The 22,648-nt window shown below is 70.0% G+C and carries 21 protein-coding genes; 1 reads left to right on the top strand and 20 read right to left on the bottom strand.

The genetic code is table 11. From position 1 onward, the window contains the following. Window positions 1-121 precede the first annotated feature (121 nt). The 11 genes from WG898_RS22185 to WG898_RS22135 form a co-directional block, all read right to left on the bottom strand. Window positions 122-484: an MmcQ/YjbR family DNA-binding protein gene (locus tag WG898_RS22185; RefSeq protein WP_339604965.1), complete on the bottom strand. Its 363-nt coding sequence runs from the start codon at window positions 482-484 to the stop codon at window positions 122-124. Then, complete coding sequence (locus WG898_RS22180; RefSeq protein ID WP_339604964.1) at window positions 481-1,815, bottom strand: sensor histidine kinase; 1,335 nt, start codon at window positions 1,813-1,815, stop codon at window positions 481-483. The genes WG898_RS22185 and WG898_RS22180 overlap by 4 nt, the downstream gene beginning before the upstream one ends. 2 nt (window positions 1,816-1,817) lie before the next feature. Beyond that, window positions 1,818-3,176: a sigma-54-dependent transcriptional regulator gene (locus tag WG898_RS22175; protein WP_339604963.1), complete on the bottom strand. Its 1,359-nt coding sequence runs from the start codon at window positions 3,174-3,176 to the stop codon at window positions 1,818-1,820. A 17-nt stretch (window positions 3,177-3,193) separates the two neighbouring features. Beyond that, window positions 3,194-4,411 carry an ABC transporter permease gene (locus WG898_RS22170; protein ID WP_339604962.1) on the bottom strand — a complete coding sequence of 406 codons (1,218 nt, stop codon included), beginning with the start codon at window positions 4,409-4,411 and terminating at the stop codon, window positions 3,194-3,196. A gap of 11 nt (window positions 4,412-4,422) precedes the next feature. Then, window positions 4,423-5,730, bottom strand: coding sequence for an ABC transporter permease (locus WG898_RS22165; protein ID WP_339604961.1), 1,308 nt, complete (start codon window positions 5,728-5,730; stop codon window positions 4,423-4,425). Continuing rightward, window positions 5,730-7,037: a TolC family outer membrane protein gene (locus tag WG898_RS22160; protein WP_339604960.1), complete on the bottom strand. Its 1,308-nt coding sequence runs from the start codon at window positions 7,035-7,037 to the stop codon at window positions 5,730-5,732. Before WG898_RS22160 ends, WG898_RS22165 begins: the two co-directional genes overlap by 1 nt. After that, entirely contained in the window at window positions 7,037-7,759 is a 723-nt protein-coding gene (locus WG898_RS22155; protein WP_339605093.1) for an ABC transporter ATP-binding protein, read from the bottom strand. Before WG898_RS22155 ends, WG898_RS22160 begins: the two co-directional genes overlap by 1 nt. A 20-nt stretch (window positions 7,760-7,779) precedes the next feature. Next, entirely contained in the window at window positions 7,780-9,051 is a 1,272-nt protein-coding gene (locus tag WG898_RS22150) for an efflux RND transporter periplasmic adaptor subunit (protein WP_339604959.1), read from the bottom strand. A 186-nt stretch (window positions 9,052-9,237) separates the two neighbouring features. Continuing rightward, a complete protein-coding gene (locus WG898_RS22145) occupies window positions 9,238-9,765 on the bottom strand; it encodes a DUF7482 domain-containing protein (protein WP_339604958.1) in 528 nt (175 codons plus the stop codon). A gap of 61 nt (window positions 9,766-9,826) precedes the next feature. After that, window positions 9,827-10,951: an alpha/beta hydrolase family protein gene (locus WG898_RS22140; RefSeq protein ID WP_339604957.1), complete on the bottom strand. Its 1,125-nt coding sequence runs from the start codon at window positions 10,949-10,951 to the stop codon at window positions 9,827-9,829. Between the two features lie 101 nt (window positions 10,952-11,052). Then, complete coding sequence (locus tag WG898_RS22135) at window positions 11,053-11,343, bottom strand: antibiotic biosynthesis monooxygenase family protein (RefSeq protein WP_339604956.1); 291 nt, start codon at window positions 11,341-11,343, stop codon at window positions 11,053-11,055. Window positions 11,344-11,425: 82 nt separating this feature from the next. Between WG898_RS22135 and WG898_RS22130 the strand changes: the two genes are divergently transcribed. Continuing rightward, window positions 11,426-12,544: a GGDEF domain-containing protein gene (locus WG898_RS22130; protein ID WP_339604955.1), complete on the top strand. Its 1,119-nt coding sequence runs from the start codon at window positions 11,426-11,428 to the stop codon at window positions 12,542-12,544. 34 nt (window positions 12,545-12,578) lie between these two features. On the opposite strand, the gene WG898_RS22125 is transcribed toward WG898_RS22130, so the two are convergent. From WG898_RS22125 to fdhF, 9 genes are all read right to left on the bottom strand, one after another. Continuing rightward, on the bottom strand, window positions 12,579-13,544 hold the full coding sequence (locus WG898_RS22125; protein WP_339604954.1) for an AraC family transcriptional regulator: 966 nt from the start codon (window positions 13,542-13,544) through the stop codon (window positions 12,579-12,581). A gap of 57 nt (window positions 13,545-13,601) precedes the next feature. Further along, window positions 13,602-14,435, bottom strand: a complete 834-nt coding sequence (locus WG898_RS22120; RefSeq protein WP_339604953.1) for an alpha/beta fold hydrolase — start codon at window positions 14,433-14,435, stop codon at window positions 13,602-13,604. 8 nt (window positions 14,436-14,443) lie between these two features. Continuing rightward, entirely contained in the window at window positions 14,444-15,724 is a 1,281-nt protein-coding gene (locus WG898_RS22115) for a hypothetical protein (RefSeq protein WP_339604952.1), read from the bottom strand. Further along, window positions 15,721-16,503, bottom strand: a complete 783-nt coding sequence (locus WG898_RS22110; RefSeq protein ID WP_339604951.1) for an outer membrane lipoprotein-sorting protein — start codon at window positions 16,501-16,503, stop codon at window positions 15,721-15,723. The genes WG898_RS22115 and WG898_RS22110 overlap by 4 nt, the downstream gene beginning before the upstream one ends. A 9-nt stretch (window positions 16,504-16,512) precedes the next feature. After that, complete coding sequence (locus tag WG898_RS22105; RefSeq protein WP_339604950.1) at window positions 16,513-17,910, bottom strand: ABC transporter permease; 1,398 nt, start codon at window positions 17,908-17,910, stop codon at window positions 16,513-16,515. Further along, window positions 17,907-18,632 (bottom strand): ABC transporter ATP-binding protein, encoded by a 726-nt coding sequence (locus WG898_RS22100; protein WP_339604949.1) that lies wholly within the window; start codon window positions 18,630-18,632, stop codon window positions 17,907-17,909. The genes WG898_RS22105 and WG898_RS22100 overlap by 4 nt, the downstream gene beginning before the upstream one ends. Window positions 18,633-18,716: 84 nt before the next feature. Beyond that, window positions 18,717-18,944: a formate dehydrogenase subunit delta gene (locus tag WG898_RS22095; protein ID WP_339604948.1), complete on the bottom strand. Its 228-nt coding sequence runs from the start codon at window positions 18,942-18,944 to the stop codon at window positions 18,717-18,719. Continuing rightward, window positions 18,934-19,782 carry a formate dehydrogenase accessory sulfurtransferase FdhD gene (gene fdhD / locus WG898_RS22090; RefSeq protein ID WP_339604947.1) on the bottom strand — a complete coding sequence of 283 codons (849 nt, stop codon included), beginning with the start codon at window positions 19,780-19,782 and terminating at the stop codon, window positions 18,934-18,936. The genes WG898_RS22095 and fdhD overlap by 11 nt, the downstream gene beginning before the upstream one ends. Then, entirely contained in the window at window positions 19,772-22,648 is a 2,877-nt protein-coding gene (gene fdhF, locus WG898_RS22085; RefSeq protein WP_339604946.1) for a formate dehydrogenase subunit alpha, read from the bottom strand. Before fdhF ends, fdhD begins: the two co-directional genes overlap by 11 nt.

Here is a 22,648-nt window from a genome sequence, read left to right as displayed (position 1 = left end):
GTCTTGACTGAAGGGTAAAGATTGACCCTGCTTGTCCTGCCAAAGCGCCCGATCTCCCTAAGCCGGAAGTCCGGTGCAAGGTTGCGCAGGACAAGCGCGGAGTGACAGGGGGCTGCCCCGTTCAGCCCTGGCCCGCCCCCAACTCTCGTTGCAGCTTCTTCGTCAGCTTGCTGAACACCAGCGCATGCGAGCGGCTCACCAGCGCCAGCAGGTCGGCCAAGGGCAGGGCCTTGGGGTCTTGCAGCTGCACCCAGCGGTAGCGTGCCGCATAGGGCGCGGGGCGCAGCCCGGGCAGGCCGCTGAGTTCGAGGAAGCGGTGCTCGTCCACCTTGAACGAGCAGCCGGTCCAGAGGCCCGGCTCGGGCCCACCGCACAGAAACATTTTTCCACCCACGCTGGCCACCCAGCTGTTGCCCCATTTGATGTCAACGGTGGCGCCGGGCAGTGAGGCCGCGTGGGCCTGGAGTGCTTTGAACTTGTTCATCGCGGCAAGCATAGGCTCACCTGCAGGCCGCCGCCCGCGCGGTTTGCCAGCGCGATGCGCCCGCCATGGGCCTCGGCGATCTCGCGCGCCAGCGCCAGGCCCAGGCCGGTGCCGCTGCGCTTGGTGGAGTAGAAGGGCAGGAGCGCCTGCGCCAGCACCGCCTCGCTCATGCCGGGGCCGCGGTCGGCCACGCAAAGGCGCCAGGCGGCGCCCTGGGCCTGGATGGACAGGCACACCTGATCGCCATCGCCGCCGGCCTCATGGGCGTTCTTGACCAGGTTGATGAGGGCCTGCTCGATCTGCGCGGCGTCAAAGCGTGCCGCCGCGACGGGCAGACTGCCCTCGACGCGAAAGCGGCAGTGCGCGCCCAGCGACTCGACAAAGCCGGCCCATTCCACCACCTCGATGCGTGGCGCGGGCAGCTTGGCAAAACTGGCATAGCCGGCCAGAAAACTGTGCAGATGGCGCGCGCGCTCGCCGATGCTGGCGAACACGCCGGGAATGCGCTGCAGATCGCCGCGCCGCGCCAGCTCGGCGCCGCTGTGCGCCAGCGAGGAGATCGGCGCCAGCGAGTTGTTGAGCTCATGGCTGATGACGCGGATCACGCGCTTCCAGCTCGCCACCTCCTGGCGCGAGAGCTCGCGCGTCATGCGCCGCAACAGGATCAGCCGGTGCGGCAGGCCCTGCAGGCTGAGCAGGCGCTGCGAGACATGGAAGCTTTCCTCGCCGTCCTTTTCATTGATGGTGAAGAGCTGGTCGCGGCCACTGTGCAGCGCTTCGGCCAGGCCGGCGGGGGCCTCGGCCAGCAGCAGCTCCAGGATGCGCCCCTGCAGGCTGCGGCCCTCGCCCAGCATTTGGCGCGCGGCGATATTGGCGTAGGCGATCTGATCCTTGCCATCCACCAGCAGCAGCGCCACCGGGGTGTTCTGCACCACGCTGTCGAGCAGCAGCTCGCGCTGTGCCAGCTGCTGGCGCTGTTCGCGCAGGGCCAGGCCCAGCTCCTTGTGCAGGCGCGTCAGCTGGGCCAGCTCGCCGCGCCCCTGGGCGGCGAGCGAGCCGCTGAAGTCGCCGTCGCGGTAGCTCAGCACCGCACCTTCCAATGCGCGCAAGAGGCGCTTGAGCGGCGCCAGAGCGCCCGCAGCCGCGATCAGGCAGAGCGGCAGCATGACGCCCAGGGTCAGCAGCAGCGCGGGCCAGCCGGTGGGCAAGGGTTCGGCCCCCGCCCAGGCCAGCAGCTGCGGCAGCGGCCAGCTCACCAGGGCGGCGTGCAAGAGCCAGCCCAGCAGGGCGCTGAACCACAGCAGCAGGACGAGGCGCCAGTGCAGGCTCATCGTCAGTCGCCCGGCAGGCCGTAGCGGTCCATGCGGCGGTACAGCGCCTGGCGCGACAGGCCCAGGCCCTGCGCCGCGCGCGCCACCACGCCGCCGGCCGCGGCCAGTGCGGCCTCCACGGCCTCGCGGCTGGGTTCGTCCAGGCTGCGCGCGGCCACCGGCTGGGCCGGTGCCAGCGCCAGGTCGGCGGGCTGGATCTGCCCGCCCTGGCACAGCAGGGCGGCGCGTGCCACCGCGTTCTTGAGCTCGCGCACATTGCCCGGCCAGGCATGCGCCAGCAGGGCCTCGCGTGCGGCCTCGCTGAGTCGCGGCTGCGCGCCGCTCTGGCGCCCATGCTCGGCTAGGAAGTGCTCGGCCAGCGGCAGCACATCCTCGCGCCGCTCGGACAGCGGCGCCAGCCGCAGATCGATCACATTGAGGCGGTAGTAGAGGTCTTCGCGGAAGCTGCCCGCCGCCACCATGGCCTTCAGGTCGGCATTGGTGGCAGAGAGCACGCGCACCTTGGTCTCGCGCGTGCGATTGGAGCCCAGGCGCTCGAAGCGGCCGGTCTCCAGCACCCGCAAGAGCTTGACCTGGCCGGCCAGCGGCAGGTTGCCGATCTCGTCCAGGAACAGGGTGCCGCCGTCGGCCGCCTCGAAGCGGCCCTCGCGCGCCTTGTTGGCGCCGGTATAGGCGCCACTCTCGGCGCCGAACAGCTCGGCCTCGATCAGCTCGCCCGGCAGCGCGCCGCAGTTCAGCGCGACAAAGGGGCCGCCGGCTACCGCCGAGTTGGCGTGCACGATGGCGGCGATGCGTTCCTTGCCGCTGCCGTTCGGCCCGCTGATCAGCACCGGCAGCGGCGCGCGCGCCACCTGGCAGGCCATCTCCAGCGTGGCCAGCATGGCGTCCGAGGCGAACACCAGATCGTCCAGGCGAAAACGCTGTCGCAGCGCGGCCAGGCGCTGGCGGCGCGCCTGGTGGCTGCGCTGCAGCTCGCGCGTCGATTCCGCCAACTCCAGCAGGTTTTCCAGCGTCGCCAGCAACTTCACATCGTCCCAAGGCTTGGCCAGGTAGTCGGCCGCGCCTGCCTTCACCAGCGCCACCGCCTGCTCCAGCTGGGTCCAGGCGGTCAGCAGGATCACCGGCAGGTCGGGGTGCAGGGCGCGGATGCGCTGGAACAGCGCGCGGCCCTCGGCGCCCGAGGTGGTGTCGGCGCTGAAGTTCATGTCCTGTATCACCAGGTCCACCGGTTCGGTGGCCAGCAGGGCCAGGCCTTGCTCGGGCTCGCTCGCGTACAGCGCGCGGATGTCGTTGAGCGAGAGCAGCAGCGAGAGCGCCTCGCCCACGCCGGGGTTGTCGTCGATGATGAGTACGGTGCGCATGGCGGGGGCAGCATACGTCAGGCGCGCAGCGCCGCCACCGGCGGCAGCGCCGCCGCGCGGCGCGCCGGCGCCAGCACCGCCAGCTGGCCGAGCGCCCACAGCACCAGCGCGCCCACCGGCAGATAGCTCCAGGGCAGGCGCGGCATCTCATAGCTGTGCATCAGCAAGAGGCTGATGCCGTAGGCGGCCGACATGCCCAGCACGATGCCGACGCTGGAGAGCAGGAAGTTCTCGGCCTGGAAATAGCGCAAGATCTGACCCCGGGTGGCGCCGAGGGCGCGCCGCGTGCCAATCATGCGGGTGCGCTGCTGCACCCAGAAGCTGGCCAGGCCGACGATGCCGAAGGCGGTCACCACCATCAGTGCCAGGCACACAGCCGCCAGCAGCAGCACCATATTGCGGTCGCTTGCGTAATAGGCGGCGCGCAGCTCGCTGAGCGTCTTTTGCTCGCGCAAGATGCGGCCCGGGCCGGTCCTGTCGAGCGCGGCGATGCCGGCCTTGAGCACGCGATCGCGGTCGGCCGCGGCGCAGCGCAGCAGATAGGCGCCGCCGCGGAAACTCTGGCGCACCGGCATCACCATGCTGTAGCGGTTCATCTCCTCGTTGCCGCCCGGATGCGGGCTGATCAGGCGCTCCACCACGCCGACGATGCGGGTCGGGCCGCTGCCCAGGCCGTAGACCTGCTGACCGATCGGGTCGAGCCCCGGGAACAGGCGCTCGGCCAGCGCGCGGTTGATCACCAGTGCCGCCAGCTTGCTGTCCGGGTCGGCGCTGAAGGCGCCGTCGTCAAGGTATTCACCGGCCTCGAAGTCGCGCCCCGCGACCAGCTTCAGCCCCAGCGTCTGCAGCCATTGCTCGCTGCCGTTGTAGGCGGCCGCGCTCACGCCCGGCGCGTTCTCGTCCTGCACCAGGCGCAGCGAGCTCATCGACAGCTGGCCGCCATAAGGCACCTGGTTGATGACGCTGACATGCTGGACGCCGGGCACGCCGCGCAGGGCCTGCAGGTCCTCGCGCGTCTGCGCCTCGGGGTTCTGGCTGGGGCCGATGCCGGTGGTCGAAATCGCCACCAGCTCCTGATCGGCCATGCCGCTGAGCTCGTCGATGCGCTCCAGCCGCTGCATGATGAGGAACAGCGCATTGCAGACGATGGCGCAGGTGAGCGCGACCTGCAACACGATCAGGCCGGCGGCGGTCTTGTGACGCTTGAGCGTCGCGAGTATGGGCAGCAAATCCATGGTGAGGCTCCTCATTGGGTCTTCAGTTGCAGGGCGGGCTGGACCTGGGCGGCCCGCCAGGCCGGCAGCAGGCCCGCGAGCAGGCTGGCCAGCAGGGCCAGCCCCAGGGTGGTGGCCAGCATCGCGACATCCATCTGCACCAGCTTGGCGTATTCGCTGCTGCCCTGGCGCACCGCCCAGATACCCAGCCCGGTCAAGGCCAGGCCCAGCAGGCCGCCCACCAGGCCCAGGCTGCCCGCCTCGACGAGGAACTGCATGAAGATGGCGCGTTTGGGGGCGCCCAGCGCGCGGCGCACGCCGATTTCGCCCGAGCGCCGCAGCGCCTTGGCGAGCTGCAGGCCCACCGTGTTGGTGAGGCAGACGGCCAGGAAGCCGAAGGCCAGCCAGAGTTGCAGGCTGACGTCGCTGGGCAGCACCTGCTGCACCTTCAGCCACTCCATCACCGGGCGCATGCGCACATTGGTGGGGCGCTCAAAGCGGCCGGCGCTGCGCTGCTGGTCGGAATACTGCTTCAGATAGTCCAGGTAGGCGCTGGCCTTGGCGGGCGTGTCCAGCTGCGCCCAGTACTGCACCCAGGCGCAGGGCGCGCCGAGACCGCGCACCTCGGGAGCGGCCACGCTGGCCCAGCAGTTGAAGTTGCCCCAGGAGCTGAACTTCAGCGTGATGGCGGTGCTGAAGGGCACGAACACCTCGGCGGTGCTGGCATAGCTGCCCAGGCTGATGTCGAAGTAATGCGGCACCGGGCGCCAGTGGTCCAGCACGCCGATGATGCGCAAGTCCTTGTCGCGCAGGCGCAGTGTCCTGCCGCGGCTGTCGACGCCGCCGAACAGGCGTTCGTTGAGCTCGCGCGAGATCACCACCACGCGCGCCTCGCTGTCGTCATCGGCCTTGCTCCAGCCGCTGCCGTACAGGAACGGCACCTCGAACATCGCGAAGAAGTCGGCGCTGGCGTAGCGCGCCCTCGCCGTGAACGGGCGCTCGCCGGATTGCTCCGGGGTCAGCGCCACGCCGCCGCCGGTCATCATCACCTGCTTGTCGGCGCGCGCCTCGCGCAGCAGCGCCTCGGCGTCGAAGCGGGTCAGCTGGTAAGTCGGTTCGCCGCCGGGCTGGAAGCCGTTGCCCAGGCGCTGCGCGTCGAGCTGGATGTTGTAGAGCTGCTGGCTCTTGCTCGGGATGGGGTCGCGCGAGAGCACGACGTACACGGTCAAGGTGGTCATGCATGCGGCCACGCCGATGGCAATGGTCAGCAGCATCAGGATGGTGAGGCCGCGGCTGCTCTTGAAGCTGCGCAGCGCCAGTTCGAAGTAATGGCCGAGCATCAGGATTCCCCTTTGGATTGCAGCAGCTGGTTGACGGTGGCGAGCGTGGCTTCGCCGAGCTGGCCGGCCGCCTGCTGCAGCAGCAGGGTGGCCAGCACATAGCGGTGGCGCGCCTGCTCATGCGCGCCCTGGGCGGCCGTCTGGCTCTGGATCGCCAGCAGCAGATCGGTCATGCCGCGCGTGCCCAGGGCCTGGCCGGCGCGGGTGGAGGCGAGCGCCTGGTTGGCGGCCTGCACCGCCGCCTCGGTGCTTTGCAGCAGCGCCATGCTGGCGCGCACCGCCTGGTACTGGCCTTCGGTCTCGCGCACCAGGGCGCGGCGCGCCGCCTCCAGCTGCTCGCGTGCCGCGTCGCGCTGATAGACCGCCTGGCGCTTGGCCGACTCGGTCGCGCCCCCCGCGAACAGCGGGATGTTGAGCTGCAGGCCCACCTGGGTGAGCTGACGCCCGGCGTCCGCGGGCACGAGCGCCGAGCCCTGGCGCCGCATGCTGTCCACGCCGAGGCTGATAGTGGGCAGATGCGCCGCGCCGGCGGCCTTGATGCGCTGCTCGCTGGATTGCAGGGTCAGGTCTTGCGCGCGCAGCGCCGGGTTGGCCTGCAGCGCGCGCGCCACCCAGGCCTCGCGCGCCTGTGGATCTGGCGCCTGCGCCTGCAGATCGGCGGCCAGCGCCTGCAGCGTGCCGGGCTGCTGGCCGGTGATTTCGGCCAGGGCCTGGCGCGCATCGGCGAGGCTTTCCTGGGCCTGGATGCTGGCGCCGCGCGAGAGCTGGTGATAGGTGCGCGCCTGCTCCACATCGACGGCGGCGCTGAGTCCGGCCTTGAAGCGCTTCTGCGCCTGCTGCACCTGCTGGGCCAAGGCGGCCTCGTTGGCCTCGGCATTCCTGAGCGCGGCCTGCGCGGACAGCACGCCGAAATAGGCGCTGGCCACGCGCGCGCACAGGGCCTGCTCGGCCGCCTGCACACGCGCTTCCTCGGCCGAGACCAGGCTGCGCTCGGCGCTCCACTGCTCGAGCTTGCCGAGGTCGAGCAGCACCTGCTTGAGGCTGCTGGCGCTGCGTTGCTCGCGCCCGCCATCGCCCTGGTAGCGGATCTCGCTGTGGCTGAGGCTCCATTGCGGCAGCAGCGCCGCAGCGGCCTGGGCGGCGAGCTCGCGCTGCACGCCGCGCCGAGCCACGGCGCCGGCCAGCAGCGGGTCGGCGGTGCGCGCCTGCGCATAGACCTGCAGCAGGTCTTCGGCGCCGGCCGGCCCTGGCAGCGCGCAGGCCGCCAGCAGCGCCAGCAGCAGGGGCTTGATTGGCTTGAGGGGCATCACGCGAACACCGTGGCCCTGGGGGCGCTAAAGTCGGCCGCCAGGCCCAGCTCGGCGGCGATGTCCACCACCTGGCCGTCGATCACATGCACATTGCGCTGCGCGCGCGCGGCCAGCTGCGGGTCGTGCGTGACCATCACGATGGTAGCGCCGTCGCGGTGCAGCTCCTCCAGCAGGTCCATCACGCTGCGCGCCATCGAGCTGTCGAGGTTGCCGGTGGGCTCGTCGGCCAGCAGCAGACGCGGCTCGCCGGCCAGGGCGCGGGCAATGGCCACACGCTGCTGCTGCCCGCCCGAGAGCTCGGCCGGGTAATGCTTCTCGCGCGCCGACAGGCCCACGCGCGCCAGCGCCTCGCGGGCGCGGCGGCGGCGTTCCTCGCCCTTCATGCCGCGATAGCGCAGCGGCACCTCGATGTTGTCGAGCACGTTGAGGTCGGGGATCAGGTTGTAGGCCTGGAAGATGAAGCCGATCTTCTGGTTGCGTAGGCGCGAGCGCTGGTCGTCGTTCATCGCGCTGACGTCCACGCCGTCCAGCTCATAGCGGCCGCCGCTGAAGGCTTCCAGCAGGCCGGCGATGGTCAGGAAGGTGGTCTTGCCCGAGCCCGAGGGGCCGGTGACGGCGACGAACTCGCCTTCGTTCACCTCCAGGTTGAAGTCGCGCAAGGCATAGGTCTCGACCATCTCGGTGCGATAGACCTTGGAGAGGTTCTTCATCTTCAGCATGGCGTTGTTTCTCTCGCTGTTCATTGACTGATGTTGACGCGCTCGGCGCCCTTGAAGGCCTCGGCGCCGGAGATCACGATGCGTTCGCCGGCCACCAGGCCTTCGAGCACCTCGACCTTGGCCAGGCTCTGTGCGCCCAGGCGGATGGCGCGCTTGACGGCCTGGCCGCCCTGCACGACGTAGGCAAAGCGGCCGCCGCCCTCCTCGATGAAGCTGCCGCGCGCCACGCTCAGCACGCGCTCGCGCTGGTCCAGCAGCACGCGCACCGACAGGCGCTGGTTCTGGCGCAGTTGTTCGGGGCGCGGGCCCTCGAAGCGCAGCCGCGCCGCCACCTCGTTATTCACCACCTCGGGCGAGATCGAACTGACCACGCCCTTCCATTTCTGGCTGCCGCTGCTGATCTCGCCGCCCATGCCGGGCGTGAGTTCGCGCGCAAAGCTCTCGGCCACCTGCATCTGCACCTCCAGGGCGCTGAGGTCAATGACCGACAGCAGCTTGGCGTCCTTGGCCACGCTGCTGCGCTCGGTGACGAAGAGCTGGCCTACCTGGCCGTCCACCGGCGAGCGCACCTGCAGCTCCTCCACCTGACGCTCCAGCTCCCTGACCTGCAGCAGCTGGCGCTCATGCGCCTGGCGCTTGGCCTGCAGCTCGAACTTGAGGGCGTCGTCCTTCAGGCCCAGCAGGCCCTGCGCCTGCTTGAGCGCAACCTGGGCGCGCGCCAGCGCATCGCGCGCCAGGTCCACCTGCATGCCGGCGGTGGCGCCGGCCTCGAAGGCCTGGGTCTGGCGCTTCAAGTCGTTCTGCGCGGTCTGGAAGGCGATCTGGTTGGTTTCCAGCAGGCTCTGCGCCTGGGCGATCTGCTGGCGCGCATCGGCCTCGGCGCGCAGCAGCTCGCTCTTGAGGGCGTCGGCGTTGCTGCGCTCCTGCGCCAGGCGCGCGGTCAGCTCCGGGCTGGCAATGCGGGCCAGCACCTGCTCGCGTTTGACGGCGTCGCCGGCCTGCACCAGCAGGCTCACGGCGCCGGCATTGCCGGCAAACAGCGTGGGGCTGACGGCCGCCACCACCTTGCCGTCGCCGGCCACATCGCGCGTGAGCGGCCCCAGCTCCACGCTGGCCAGCGAGAGGCGGGCGGCGCTGATCGACTGATCGGCGGAGAACTGGCGCTTCAGGCCGGGGGCGGCCCAGGCCACCAGGCCCACACAGCTTATGGCGGCGGCCGCGATGGCGATACGGCGGCCGCGGCGCGGGCCCTGGGGCAGGAGCTGGTCTTGGGCGGAGGTGTCTCGGATCATTAGGGCTTGGCCATGGGTTTGGGCAGTAGCCCTGTCAACGCAAGCCGCGTGCCAGCCAGGGCGTCCTGGCTGGACCGATATGAATCAGGCACTTGGCCGCGCCTGGCGGGCGCTCCGGCTGTCCGCGGACAGTGGCGCCGGACAGGCCGGACAGGCCGGACAGGACGGGCGGACGGACGCTGCGGCTCAGCGCAGTTCGCGCAGGTCCCGCAGCGCGCCGCCGCGCTCGCTGCGCAGCACCGGGCAGTTGACGACGATGCGGCTGCGCCGCAGCGTCAGCTCGCCGCGCTCCTCGGCGGCCAGCAGGGCCTCTTCCGAGGTCAGCAGCCGCGGCTTGAGGCCTGGCTGCCAACGCACCTCCACCAGCAGCCACAGGGGGCTGTAGCTCGTGTCGAGGCTGGCGGGCCCGACCGGCCTGGGCACCGAGGCAAAGATGCTGGCCTGCTCGTCGGCCATGAATTTGTAGACCCGCTCCAGCACCGTGCGCGCCGGGCCCGGAGCCTGTGCGCCCTCGGGCGGCAGCGCATCGGCCAGGCGCGGCGCGTAGTTGACGCCCAGCGCCCGCGCCATCGCAGCGTCGGAAATGTCGGTGGTGATGTAGTCGATCTGCTGATCCTCGAACCAGGCCTGCTGACGCGGCAGGGCCAGGTGGGAGGGCTGGGCGCAGCCCAGCAGCAGGGCGCCGGCGAGGGCGACGGCGAGTAGGGCGCGCATGGCAATAGTCATATCGGTGCTTGGTCGTCCGGCCGCCATATTTCTTACACCAGTCAATCCATCAACGCTGCTGCCACTGCCCCAGCTCGCCCAGCCAGGCCTGCGCCTCGGCCTGCAGCCATTGGCGCGCGGCCGGGCGCTCGCGCAGATGGGCGTCCAGAAAGGCCACGGTGGTGGTGGCGATCACGGCATCGAATTCGCTTTTGCCATGCGCCTCGCGCAGCGGCAGGCCGCGTGCACTTGGCAAGCTGGGCTGCTGCTGTTGCTGTAGTTGCATGTTGCCGCGCGTCGTGCCGCCACGGCCACGCCGCTCGGCGCCGCGGGCGCCCTGGCCGAGCATGCGATCCTGGGCCAGCGCGTCCAGCTCCTCATCGCTGTGGCCGGCCAGGCGCGCATGGTTGGCGCCGTCCAGCAGCAGGAGGTATTTGGCGCCGGCGGGCATCAGGCGAAAGGGCAGGCGGCGCGCCTCGGCGGAGGCAACGAAGCCGCTCGGGTCCAGGTCTTGCCTGGCGGTGATGCTCAGCACCGGCACCTGGATGCCGGCATAGCGCGCCGCATCTTCCTCGCCCGGCGCCACCAGGGGGCTGAGCAGGATACCGGCGCGGAACTGCGGCGCCAGCAGCAGGGCGCTTTGGGCGCCCAGGTCGTAGCCGGCGATGGCCATGCGGCCGAAGTCCAGCCGCGCGCAATCGGGGTCGCCGGCGGCGGCGCGGCGGCGCGCCTCCTGCAGCAGCGCCTCCAGCCTGGCCAGGCGCGCCGCGCTGGCGGCATGGCGCTCGCGCGCCAGGGTCCTGAACTCGGCGGCACGCGCCAGCTCCGAACCCCAGGCCAGCGCATCCTCGTCCAGCGGCTGCACCGACAGCACCGCGTAGCCGGCGCGCGCCCAGGCCTGGCGCCACAGCGCGCCGGCCTGCTCGGACTCGCCCAGGCCGGGCAGGTAGACCACCAGGGGCAAGACCTGACCCTGCTGGTTTGCGCTCGGCAGGGTCAGCGCCAGCGGCAGGCTTTCGCCGCGCAGCAGCCAATGCTGCGGGCTGAAGCTCGTGCCCTGCTGGATCGGCGAGCGGTAGCCGCTGGCCGCGAGCGCCTGGGCGTTCGCCAGGTGCTGCGCCTGCGGCGCCGGCGCCTGGCTGCGCTGCTGGCCGCGCGGGCCGGCGCAGCCGAGCAGGGCGAGGCAGAGTCCCACGAGCGCGAGCCGCGCCGATCCAGCAAAGCCCGCGGCAGCGGCTTTGCCGGGCCGCCGGTCTTGCCCCCTGGAGGGGGCGCGCGCAGCGCGTAGGGGGTGGGTCATACCTGGCAGAAGTGTTCGACTTGGGGCGGGCTGGCGAAGAAGGGCCTGACGATGGCGCGCCATTCGGCGAACAGCGGCCCGCCGCGGAAATGCACCGTGTGGTCTTCCAGCGTGGCCCATTCGATCAGCAGCAGATAGCGCTCGGGCGACTCCAGGCCCTTGCGCAGGCGGTAGCCCACAAAGCCCTGGGCCCGCGAGATCACGGTCTGCACGCCGCGATGCAGGGCCTCCTCGAAGGCGGCCTGCTGGCCGGGCTGGATGCGGATATCGGCAAGTTCCAGAATCATGGTGTCTCCCCTGCTGGCATGGCACCAGCTTGCGGCTACATTCTCGCCTGAGGCGAAACGGCCGAGGCTGGAGGAGCGCGGATTGCGAACAGAACTCGAGGGACTGGCGGCAGAGAACCTGGCCTTGCGGGGCCAGCTGGATGCGCTGCTGCGCGAGGCGCGTGCCAACGAAGACAAGCTGCGCCGCTTCGAAGGCCTGGAGCATCGCCTGATCGGCGCGGGCTCGGTGGTCGAGCTGGTGAAGCTGCTGCTGTGCGATTACAAGCCGGCCTTCGGCATCGACAGCGTGACCCTGAGCCTGCTGGACCGCGAGCTGGAGCTGAGCCGCCTGCTGAAGACCCAGGCCGAGCCGGAACTGGAGGCGCTACGCCTGCTGCCGCTGGCCGACGAGCTCGAAGCCCTCTACGGCAGGGTGCCGCGACCCTGGCTTGGACCCTTCGATGCGCGCCGCCACGCGGCCCTGTTCGGCACCGTCCAGCCCCGCTCGGTGGCGCTGCTGCCGCTGCTGCGCCGCGGCGAGCTGATCGGCAGCCTGCACTTCGGCAGCCTGGATGCGCAGCGCTACGACGCGCAGGCCGGCACCCAGTTCCTCGAACGCCTGGCGGCCATCGTCGCGGTGTGCCTGGAGAGCGTGCTGAACCAGGAGCGGCTCAAGCTCGCCGGCCTCACCGACATGCTCACCGGCGTGCACAACCGGCGTTATTTCGAGCACCGCTGCCAGATCGAGATCGCGCAGGCGCGCCGCCACCACCATGCGCTGGCCTGCCTGTTCCTGGATGTGGACTTCTTCAAGCGCATCAACGACAGCCATGGCCATGCGCGCGGCGACCTGGTGCTGCGCACCGTGGGGCTGTTGATCCAGGCCCAGCTGCGCGCCGGCGACACGGTGGCGCGCTGGGGTGGCGAGGAATTCGTGGTGCTGCTGCCGCGCGCGCCGGCGGCGGCGGCGCGCGAGATCGCCGAGCGCATCCGCCAGCGCATCGCCGCCCAGCAAATGCCCGCGGCCGCCGGCCAGGTGCTCGCCATCACCGCCTCGATCGGGCTGGCGATGCTGGAAGAGGTGGACGGCTCGGCCGCCGATGCCACCCTGCCGGCGGTGGCCGAACGCCTGGTGTCCGCGGCCGATGCCGCGCTCTACCGCGCCAAGCAGGGCGGGCGCAATCTGGTGGTGGGGCCGGGCATAGGTGCTTTGGTGGGCTGAATGCAGTCGAGCAGCCCTGATTTGCTTGGCTCGGCTACTCCCCTTTCGGGGCGGTCGAACCGGGGGGCCATGCCCTTTCCACCGCCGCGCCTTTGCCGGGCGTGGCGGTGCTGGCAATCACCTCGCCCAGCAGGCGGTAGGCCCAGAAGGGCTCTTCGCGGCGCATGCGCGCCATCAGCTGGCTGGGCGACATGCCGGTGACGCGGCGCACCTCGCGCGTCATATGCGATTGATCCGCATAGCCGGAGTCGGCGGCCAACTGCGCCATGTTCATGGGCTGCATCCCGGCTTCCCTGTGGTAATGGGCCCAAGCCTGCTCGACCCGTGCATAGAGCTGCAGCTCACGCATGCTCTGCCCGGTGCGCAGCTTGATCTGGCGCTGCAGCTGGCGCAGGCTGCGGCCGGCGCTGGAGAAGGCCATGCGGCTGGCCAGGCCGTTGATCCAGTCGCTAAGCATGGGCAGCGGCCGCCATGCCTGCGCGCCCGACCATAGCGGCGCCAGCAGGGCCTCGAAGCGCTCAAAGGGATCCGGCAGCGGCATCTCGGCAAACAGGGTCTCGCAGGCCCGCAGCAAGGGATTGTCGGCCGCCACCACCTCGTGCAAAGCCAGCACGCGGTCCTTCAGCGTGGCGACGGGAAAGCCCAGCAACTGGCTCAGCGCATCCGGGTAGAAGGACAGGGCCATGGCATGCGCGTCGCCCTGCGACCAGCTGGCCGGCGGCAGGGACTGAGGCCCGGACACCAGCAGCCGGTGCAGGCGCGGACCCAGGCGCGACTGGGCACCGTCGCCATCGGGCAGGACCTGGTGGAAGTCGCCCTCGAACACCCAGTGCAGGGCCGGCATGGGCGTGGCCGGGTAGTAGTTGAAGCGATCCTGAGGGTCGAAATTGCAGCCGCGCGTATCGCGCAGGATGCCGGCGAAGAGGCAGCCGCTCACTGCCCTGCTGGGCAGCAGCAGGCGCGCATATTCGGTCCGCGTCGTTTTCGTTCTAGCGAGCAAGTCGGGCACCTCCAGACAATCGCGCACAACCCCGGCCTTCGATGCTGCGAGGGTGTCTCACTGGCATGCCTGCCAGAGTCGCAGCGTCTCGGCGATGACGCGATCTGTTTGATCGCGTTGGGGCGCATGGCCACATTGTTCCAGGGCGAGCACCCTGACGGCGGGATGGATGCGTCCCACGGCCTCGATCTGCGCCAGGCTGCCGTATTCATCGCCCTCGCCCTGCAGGGCCAGCACCGGGCAGGCCAGGCCGCGCAGCTCGGCCTCGATATTCCATTGCTCGGCGAAGCCCGGGCGCAGCCAGGCATCGTTCCAGCCATAGAAGGCCGAGTCGACGTCGGCATGGTGGCGGGCCAGGGCGGCGCGCAGCGAGCGGCCCGACTCGAACGCCTCTTTGGCCTTGCGCAGGCCCGCGACCGTCATCGGCTCGACGAACAGATGCGGCGCCAGCGCCACCAGGCCGCGCACGCGCGCCGGAAAGGCGGCCGCGAACAGCAGGGCCAGGCTGGCGCCGTCGCTGTGGCCGAACAGGAACAGGCGTTCATCGTGCTGCAGGCCGAGCGCGTCGAAATAGGCCGGCAGCAGCTCGCGCGACTGGCGTTGCAGATAGTCCTGCGGCCAAGCGTCGGTGCGCGGTGTGCTCTTGCCATAGCCGGGGCGCGAGAACACCAGGCCGCGGCAGCCAAGGGCATCGCACAGACGCTGCGGGAATTCGCGCCATTGCGACAGCGAGCCCAGGCCCTCGTGCAGGAACACGGTCAGCGGCGCATGGCTGCGCTCGGGGCTGAGCCATTGGGTCTCGATCAGCAGCTCGCGACCTCGCAGGGCAAGGGGCTGGAGGAATGTGGGCTTGCTGCGCATCTGGGGCATTTGGCTAGGGCGGGCTGCCATGGGTGGATTCAGAAGTAGCCGCGCAGGCCCAGCTGCCAGGCGCTGGACAGTGGCAGGCCGGCGTAGACGCTGCCGGCATGGCCGCTGCTGGACTGATATTGCAGCGCCAGCTCCAGACCCGGCCAGCGGTAGCGCAGTTCCAACCAGGCCAGGCGGCTGTGGTCCTCGGAATTGCGTTGCAGCAGCGCGCCCAGGTCCAGATGCTGCAGGCCCAGGGCGTCGGGCCAGTTGGCGTACAGGCCCCATTGGCTGCGCGTGCTGAGTTCCTGTGCGCGCTGTGCCCAGACGCGGTAGGCCGCATAGGCTTGCGCCTGGGTCTGCAGTCGCTGCCAGTCCGCGCGCCCTGGGGCCGCGCTGTCGTAGGCCCATTCCAGCGTGAGCGTCAGCTTGTTGGCCGCGGTGTAGCGCAGGCCGGTCGCCAGGCGCTGCTGCCAGTGGCGCGGCGCATCGCGCTCGCCCAGCGCCTGCGCCTGTTGTGTGGGCGCGCGGCCACCCGCCCATTCCAGATACAGCAGGCCGGCCTGGCCAGCCAGGCTGCTGATGTTCAGGCCAAGCTGGGGCGTCTGCCCGTCGGCGCCGGCCAGCAGCCATTGCGGCTGCAGGTCCTCGCTCCAGCGCTGGCTCCAGGCCAGCAGCCAGCGGCTGCGCTCGTTGCTGGCGCCCAGATCGAGGCTCAGGCCGGCGCGGCTGGGCGCCTCGGCGAGCTTGGGCGCCAGCAGGGCGCTCAGCGCACCGCCCTCCCACAGGCCTTGCGCGCGCAGCATCACGGTGCCCAGGCGATTCGTCTTGAGGCTGGCCGGATCCACCGAGATCTGCGAGCGCAGGGCCCCGGCGCGCAGGAAATCGCTGGGGTTGTATCCCGTGCCCAGGCCCTGGCGCGCATTGACACGGCCAAGGTCCAGCAGCAGGCTCGTGTCGGAGCGCCAGGAGGCATAGGCCTCCTGCAAACTCAACAGGGCCTGCGGATAGGGCGCCTGCGCCGGGTCGCTGCGGTCCAGCCTGGCGACGCCGATCAAGCGCCAGGCCGGGGCCGGATTGACATCGGCCTGCAGCGCCAGCGACTGCCGCTGCTGGCTTCGCCAAGCTGCGCCAACAGCGCTGGATCGCGCCTGCCCCCAGGCGAGTTCGGCATGGCCTTGCCAGCCCTTGGGCGTGGGCGTCATGGCCACTTCGGGCAGTTGATCGGCCAGCCCCAGGGCCGCCTGCTCGGCGCTGCTCTGCGCCCGGCTGGCGGGCAGGGCCAGGCCCTGCAGCAGCATCAGCAGGGTCAGGTGCTTGAGGCCGCTCATTCGGGCTGGAAGCGCGGCAGATAGTCGCGCTGAAGCCATGCCTCGGGGACCTCGCGGCGCGTCCAGTCGCTCAGGCGCATGATGGTGACCCAGCTTGGATCGAGCCCGTCGATGATCACGGTCTCGGTCGGGCGTTCTGCGCCGAGCTGCTTCTGGTAGCGGCGATAGAAGGCGGTCTTCAGGAGCGCGCCGCTTTCGGCCAGGAACTGGGCCTTGAGCGGGCGCATGCCCTCGACGCTGATCCACAGCAGGATGCGGTGGTAGCTGGCATCGCTGTTGCGCGCCGAGAGGGAGAGCCGCCAGGCGCGGCGCGGTTGACGATCGCCATCGCTGACCTCTTCTTCCGTGGCCTCCACGGCCTGGTAGTCGCGCGCCAGGTTGACGGTCACGACATCGCCGTTGGAGGCCTGGCCCAGCAAGCGCTGCTGCGGCGAGAGCCGGATGCTGGCGCGATTGGCGGGGTCATAGAACCACAGATCGCGACCGCTGTAGAGCATCAGCTTGCCGGCGTCGCGGGCCGGGGCAAGAAAGCGCACCAGGCTGCGGAACTGGCCACTGGCATCGGCCTTGGAATAGACCGCCAGCGCATTGCTGTCGGTTTGCTTGCCCTGCCGGTACTCGATCAGGGTGTTGGTGAGCCCGAAGCCATGCGCGGGGTTGCGCACCGCATCGCTGGCGGCCAGCAGGGCCTGTGGGTCGGTGCCCGCCCTGGCCGTCCCGCCCAGGGCGAGGGCGCCCAGCAGCGCAAGCCAGGCACGGCGCTTCAGTTCGACATGCATCGCGGCCCCCTAGACATGGCGCAGCGCGTCAACGATCTGCATGCGCGCCGCGCGTTGCGCCGGCCACCAGGCCGAGAGCAGGGCCACGCCCAGCAGGCCCAGCGCACTGCCGCCGAGCAGGCCCCAGTCGCCCAGCAGTCGCACCTTGATCGGGTAGGCGTAGACATAGCCCGGCGGCGTCCAGCTCAGCCCCGCACGGTTGACCAGGGCGGAGACGATCAGCGCCGCGATCAGACCCAGCGTCACGCCGATCAGTCCCAGCAACAGCCCCTCGCCCAGGAACAGGCAGCGCACGCCGCTGCGGCGTTCACCGATGGCGCGCAGCGTGCCGATCTCGGCGGTGCGCTCGATCACCGCGGTGCTCATGGTGTTGCCGACGGTGAACAGCACGATCACCCCGATCAGGACCGCGATGAAACCGAACATCGAATCGAAGAACTCCAGGCTCTGGCGGTACATCGGCGCCAGCGTCATGAAATCCAGCGCCTCCAGCGGCTGCAGCGCAAAGGGCTGCTGCTTCAGCAGCGCCGCCAGCCGGGCGCGTGCGGCCGGCAGTTGCCAGCTGTGCTTGAGCTGGATCTGCAGCGCCGTTACCTGCGCCTGGCTGGCGCCGTAGACCAGCTTCTGCGCCTGGCTCAGGTGCATCACGGCGATGCGGTCGTCAAATTCCTTGAGCCCGAAATTCTCGGCCCGCAGCACCGTCAGGCCCACGACATTGGGGGCGCCGCGCAGGCTGGCGGCCAGCATCTCGATCTGTACCGGGTCGGCGTCGCCGGCACGGGGCTGCGCTTGCGAAAGCGCCGCAATATCGGCCGGCAGCGCGGCGGCGTTGCCGGCCGGCTCCTGCTCGGGCGCCGGCGGGCAGTCGCTGACGCGCAGCGGCCCGCACAGCAGCAGCTTGCGGGCCACGCCATGGCCGATGATGACGGCATTGGCCGGGCTACCGGACAGGTCCATCTGGGCCGCGTACATGGCGGCGCCATAGTCGTCCCAGCGGCGCAGCGCGGCCTGGCCCTCGGCCTCGATGCCGGTGGCGGCCACGGGGGTGGACTGGTTGGCTGCGAAATGCCCGGCCAAACCGCCCAGTTCCAGCTTGGGCGTGATGACGCTCAGCATCGGGCCGAGCTCAGCATCGCTGTTCAGTCGCTCGATCAGGGCCTGGTAGTCGCGGATGCCATAGCTGGCCGGGTTGCCGCTGCCATAGAGGAAATAGCCTTGGCGCTGAATCTGCAGATGGCCGTGGAGCTGGATGAAACCGGTCTCCATGCCAAGGACGGCGTTGCGGCTGTAGCCGCCAAAGGTCAGGATGGCGCCCAGGCCTATCACCATGGCCAGCAGGGTCGTCAGCGAGCGGCGGCGATTGCGCAGCAGATTGCGCAGCGCCAGCTTGAGGGTGGCGGCGTTCATGCGCATTGCTCCTCGACGACGGCCCGGCCTTGCGCCAGCGGGCTTGCGCCCGGCTGGGCGATGCGCCCGTCGCGGATATGGAACACCTCGTCAGCCTCGGCCAGCAGCTGCTGGTCGTGCGAGGAGAACACAAAGCTCACGCCGCGTTCGCGCTGCAGCCGCCGCATCAGCGCGATGATGGTGGCGCCGGTGGCACTGTCCAGGTTGGCGGTGGGCTCATCGGCCAGCACCAGCTCGGGCTGGTTGGCCAGGGCGCGCGCAATCGCCACGCGCTGGCGCTGGCCGCCGGAGAGTTGGCCCGGGCGGTGGCGGGCGAAGTCGCTCAGGCCCACGGCATCGAGCAACTCGCCAACGCGCGCGCGCCGCTGCGGCGCCGCCAGGCCCAGGCGCAGCATCGGGTACTCGACGTTTTCGTAGGCGCTGAAGACTGGCAGCAGATTGAAGTTCTGGAACACAAAGCCGAGGCGGCGGGCGCGCAGATCGGACAACTGGTCGTCGCTGAGACGGCGCACCTGCTCGCCCAGCAGCAGCACCTCGCCGGCATCGGCGCGATCCAGGCCGCCGATGATGTTCAGCAAGGTGGTCTTGCCGCTGCCGGAGGCGCCGGCGATGACGCTGAAGCGTGCCGGCGCAATTTCCAGGCTGATGTCGCGCAGCGCGGGCACGGCAACGGCATCCAGCCGATAGGTCTTCTGGACCTGGGTGAGGAGGACGGGAGACATGGGTGGGGTCGCTGTTGTAGGCGACGGCCAGTATGGCAGCGGCGGCCCCCCCAGTCTTGAACGGAAGCGACGTCGGCGCCGGGCTCAGACCAGGCTTTGCCGCCGCGCTTCCAGCGCCTCGCGAACAATCGGCAGCAGGGCGCTGCCCGCCGTGCCGGCGTCGATGGCGGCGAAGAGTTCGCGCCGCATGCGCGGCTCCCAGAACTTCTTGAGATGCTGGGCGATGCCTTCGACCGCCTCCTGATGATCGGGCATGGCCTCGAAGAAGGCGCCAATCTGGTTGGCCATGTGGACCAGCTTGTCAATGTGCATGATGGGGGGAGGACGGTTGTTGCTGTTCAACAAGCGCCAGGCGCTCGGGGTGGCAGTAGATCACCAGGTCCTGCTGGCGCGCAAAGCCCACCAGGGTCATGTTGGCACGCGTGGCGGTGGCCACCGCGAAGGAGGTGGGCGCCGAGACGGCGGCCAGCAGGGGCACGCCGGCGGCGGCGGTCTTCTGCACCATCTCGAAGCTGGCGCGGCTGGTGACGGCGATGAAACCCTGCGAGGCGTCCACCGCGTGGCGGGCGAGTGCGCCGATCAGCTTGTCCAGCGCGTTGTGGCGGCCCACATCCTCGCGCAGCCAGCGCACCTCGCCGTCGGCCGAACACCAGGCCGCGGCATGCACCGCGCCGGTGGCCTGCTGCAGGTCCTGCAGACCGACGAACTGCGCCATCGCGTGGCTGATGGCCTCGCGCTGCAAGACCTGACCCCCGGGGAGTACCGGCAAGCTTCGCGCCACCTGGCCCAGGCTTTCGGTGCCGCAGAGGCCGCAGCCGGTGCGGCCGGCCATGGTGCGGCGGCGCTGCTTGAGGCGGGCAAAGGCCGCGCCGGCAACGCGCAGCTGCAGGGTGATGCCCAGCTCGGAGGCCAGTTCCTCAACGCCGTAGAGCTCGTGCGCGGCATCGAGAATGCCCTCGCTGAGCGCGAAGCCGAGCGCGAAGTCCTCCAGGTCCAGCGGCGTGGCCAGCATCACCGCGTGGCTGATGCCATTGATCTCCAGCGCCACCGGCACCTCGTCGGCCACCCAGTCGTGGGTGTGCTCGGGGGCCTGGCCGGCGCGCAGCCGCTGCACCGGCAGGCGGCGCGCACCCAGCTTCTCATTTGCCATGCGCGAGCTCATGCGCCTGCTGCAGCAGCTGCTGCTGCACCTGGTTGAAGCGGCTGTAGTCGCGCTGCCATTGCGAAGGCTGCTGTACCGGCATCACCTGCACCGCCGTGACCTTGTACTCGGGGCAGTTGGTGGCCCAGTCGGAGTTGTCGGTGGTGATGACGTTGGCGCCCGACTCGGGGAAGTGGAAGGTGGTGTAGACCACGCCCGGCTGCACCCGCTCGGTGAGGGTGGCGCGCAGCACGGTCTCGCCGGCGCGGCTCTGGATGCCGACCCAGTCGTCCTGCTTGATGCCGCGTTCCTCGGCGTCGTGCGGGTGGATCTCCAGCCGGTCTTCGCTATGCCACTCGTTGTTGGGCGTGCGGCGCGTCTGCGCGCCGACGTTGTACTGGCTGAGGATGCGGCCGGTGGTGAGCAGCAGCGGGAAGCGGCGCGTCACCTTCTCGTCGGTAGGCAGGTACTGGGTGATGATGAAGCGCCCCTTGCCGCGCACGAATTTGTCGACATGCATGATGGCGGTGCCGGCCTCGTCGGTGCCCTCATGGCAAGGCCATTGCACGCTGCCCAGGCGTTCGATCTTGGCGTAGCTGACGCCGGCAAAGGTGGGCGTGAGCGCGGCGATCTCGGCCATGATCTCCTCGGGATCGCGGTAGGGCATGGGATAGCCCAGCGCCTCCGAGAGCTTGACCGTGACCTCCCAGTCGGCATAGCCGGCCAGCGGTGGCATGACGCGGCGCACGCGCGAGATGCGGCGCTCGGCATTCGTGAAGGTGCCGTCCTTTTCCAGGAAGCTGGAGCCCGGCAGGAACACATGGGCGTACTTGGCGGTCTCGTTGAGGAAGATGTCCTGCACCACCACGCATTCCATCGCCATCAGCGCGGCGGCCACATGTTTCGTGTTGGGATCGGACTGCACGATGTCCTCGCCCTCGCAGTACAGGCCCTTGAAGCTGCCGGCGAGCGCGGCGTCGAACATATTCGGAATGCGCAGCCCCGGTTCGGGGTTGATCGCCACGCCCCAGGCGGCCTCGAACTGCGCGCGCACCGTGCTGTCGGAGACATGGCGGTAGCCCGGCAGCTCATGCGGGAAGGACCCCATATCGCAGCTGCCCTGCACATTGTTCTGGCCGCGCAGCGGGTTCACGCCCACGCCCTCGCGGCCGACATTGCCGGTGGCCATGGCCAGGTTGGCAATGCCCATCACCATGGTCGAGCCCTGGCTGTGCTCGGTCACGCCCAGGCCGTAGTAGATGGCGGCATTGCCACCGGTGGCGTACAGGCGCGCCGCGGCGCGCAACTCGGCGGCCGGCACGCCGCTGGCGGCCTCCAGCGCCTCGGGCGAATTCTCGGCACGCGCGACGAAGTCGCGCCATTCCTTGAAGCTCTTGGCGTCGCACCGCTCGGCCACATAGGCCTCGTTCACCAGGCCCTCGGTGACGATCACATGGGCCAGCGCGCTGATCACCGCCACATTGGTGCCGGGGCGCAGCTGCAGGTGGTGGGCGGCCTCTATATGCGGCGACTTCACCAGGTCGATGCGGCGCGGGTCCACCACGATCAGCTTGGCTCCCGGTCTTTTTCCATCACCCCGCAGGCGCTTCTTCAGGCGCGAGGCGAACACCGGGTGCGCATCGCTGGGGTTGGCGCCAATCACCATCACCACATCGGCATGCTCCACCGACTTGAAGGTCTGGGTGCCGGCCGAGGTGCCCAGGGTCTGGCCCAGGCCGTAGCCGGTGGGCGAGTGGCAGACGCGCGCACAGGTGTCGACATTGTTGTTGCCGAAGGCGGCGCGCACCAGCTTCTGCACCAGATAGGTTTCCTCGTTGGTGCAGCGCGAGGAGGTGATGCCGCCGATGGCATCGCGGCCATGCTTGGCCTGGATGCGGCGGAACTCGCTGGCCGCATGCGACAGCGCCGCCTCCCAGCTGACCTCCTGCCAGGGATCCTGGATGGAGGCGCGGATCATGGGCTTGGTGATGCGGTCGGCATGGGTGGCATAGCCCCAGGCGAAGCGGCCCTTCACGCAGCTGTGGCCCTCGTTGGCCTTGCCGTCCTTCCAGGGCGTCATGCGCACCACCTGCGTGCCCTTCATCTCGGCCTTGAAGCCGCAACCCACGCCGCAATAGGCGCAGGTGGTGATGACGCTGTGCTCGGGCTGGCCCAGCTCGATGACGCTCTTTTCCTGCAGCGTGGCGGTCGGGCAGGCCTGCACGCAGGCGCCGCATGACACACAGTCGGAGGCCATGAAGGGCTGGTCCTGGCCGGCGGCCACGCGCGCGTCGAAGCCGCGGCCCGTGATCGTCAGCGCAAAGGTCCCCTGGGTTTCCTCGCAGGCGCGCACGCAGCGGTTGCAGACGATGCACTTGGCGGGGTCGTAAGTGAAATAGGGGTTGGACTCGTCCTTCTTGGCGTCGCAATGGTGCGCGCCGGCCGCCGCACCCACGCCATAGCGCACATTGCGCAGGCCGGTCACGCCGGCCTGCGTCTGCAGCTCGCAATCGCCGTTGGCGGCGCAGGTCAGGCAGTCCAGCGGGTGGTCGGAGATGTAGAGCTCCATCACGCCGCGGCGCAGGTCCTGCAGCTTGGGTGTCTGGGTCTTGACCTTCATGCCGGACGCGGCCGGCGTGGTGCAAGAAGCGGGATAGCCCTTGCGGCCCGCTATCTCCACCAGGCAGAGCCGGCAGGAGCCGAAGGGCTCCAGGCTGTCGGTGGCGCAGAGCTTGGGCACATTGACGCCGGCCTCGGCGGCGGCGCGCATCAGCGAGGTGCCGGCCGGCACGGTGACGGCGAAGCCGTCGATCTCAAGCGTTACTTGCTGCGTGGATTCGCGGCGCGGCGTGCCGTAGTCCAGGTCTGCTTGCAT

The organism is Paucibacter soli (assembly GCF_037482845.1).
GTDB classification, from domain to species: Bacteria; Pseudomonadota; Gammaproteobacteria; order Burkholderiales; family Burkholderiaceae_C; genus Paucibacter_B; species Paucibacter_B soli.
Note: the sequence above shows the minus strand (reverse complement) of the source record. Positions and strands in the feature narration are given on the sequence as shown.

Excerpts from the sequence above, each read along its gene's own strand:
- WG898_RS22185 (WP_339604965.1), bottom strand. The coding sequence starts at position 484 with ATGAACAAGTTCAAAGCACTCCAGGCCCACGCGGCCTCACTGCCCGGC.
- WG898_RS22180 (WP_339604964.1), bottom strand. The coding sequence starts at position 1,815 with ATGAGCCTGCACTGGCGCCTCGTCCTGCTGCTGTGGTTCAGCGCCCTG.
- WG898_RS22175 (WP_339604963.1), bottom strand. The coding sequence starts at position 3,176 with ATGCGCACCGTACTCATCATCGACGACAACCCCGGCGTGGGCGAGGCG.
- WG898_RS22170 (WP_339604962.1), bottom strand. The coding sequence starts at position 4,411 with ATGGATTTGCTGCCCATACTCGCGACGCTCAAGCGTCACAAGACCGCC.
- WG898_RS22165 (WP_339604961.1), bottom strand. The coding sequence starts at position 5,730 with ATGCTCGGCCATTACTTCGAACTGGCGCTGCGCAGCTTCAAGAGCAGC.
- WG898_RS22160 (WP_339604960.1), bottom strand. The coding sequence starts at position 7,037 with ATGCCCCTCAAGCCAATCAAGCCCCTGCTGCTGGCGCTGCTGGCGGCC.
- WG898_RS22155 (WP_339605093.1), bottom strand. The coding sequence starts at position 7,759 with ATGCTGAAGATGAAGAACCTCTCCAAGGTCTATCGCACCGAGATGGTC.
- WG898_RS22150 (WP_339604959.1), bottom strand. The coding sequence starts at position 9,051 with ATGATCCGAGACACCTCCGCCCAAGACCAGCTCCTGCCCCAGGGCCCG.
- WG898_RS22145 (WP_339604958.1), bottom strand. The coding sequence starts at position 9,765 with ATGCGCGCCCTACTCGCCGTCGCCCTCGCCGGCGCCCTGCTGCTGGGC.
- WG898_RS22135 (WP_339604956.1), bottom strand. The coding sequence starts at position 11,343 with ATGATTCTGGAACTTGCCGATATCCGCATCCAGCCCGGCCAGCAGGCC.
- WG898_RS22120 (WP_339604953.1), bottom strand. The coding sequence starts at position 14,435 with ATGGCAGCCCGCCCTAGCCAAATGCCCCAGATGCGCAGCAAGCCCACA.
- WG898_RS22115 (WP_339604952.1), bottom strand. The coding sequence starts at position 15,724 with ATGAGCGGCCTCAAGCACCTGACCCTGCTGATGCTGCTGCAGGGCCTG.
- WG898_RS22110 (WP_339604951.1), bottom strand. The coding sequence starts at position 16,503 with ATGCATGTCGAACTGAAGCGCCGTGCCTGGCTTGCGCTGCTGGGCGCC.
- WG898_RS22105 (WP_339604950.1), bottom strand. The coding sequence starts at position 17,910 with ATGAACGCCGCCACCCTCAAGCTGGCGCTGCGCAATCTGCTGCGCAAT.
- WG898_RS22100 (WP_339604949.1), bottom strand. The coding sequence starts at position 18,632 with ATGTCTCCCGTCCTCCTCACCCAGGTCCAGAAGACCTATCGGCTGGAT.
- WG898_RS22095 (WP_339604948.1), bottom strand. The coding sequence starts at position 18,944 with ATGCACATTGACAAGCTGGTCCACATGGCCAACCAGATTGGCGCCTTC.
- fdhD (WP_339604947.1), bottom strand. The coding sequence starts at position 19,782 with ATGGCAAATGAGAAGCTGGGTGCGCGCCGCCTGCCGGTGCAGCGGCTG.
- fdhF (WP_339604946.1), bottom strand. The coding sequence starts at position 22,648 with ATGCAAGCAGACCTGGACTACGGCACGCCGCGCCGCGAATCCACGCAG.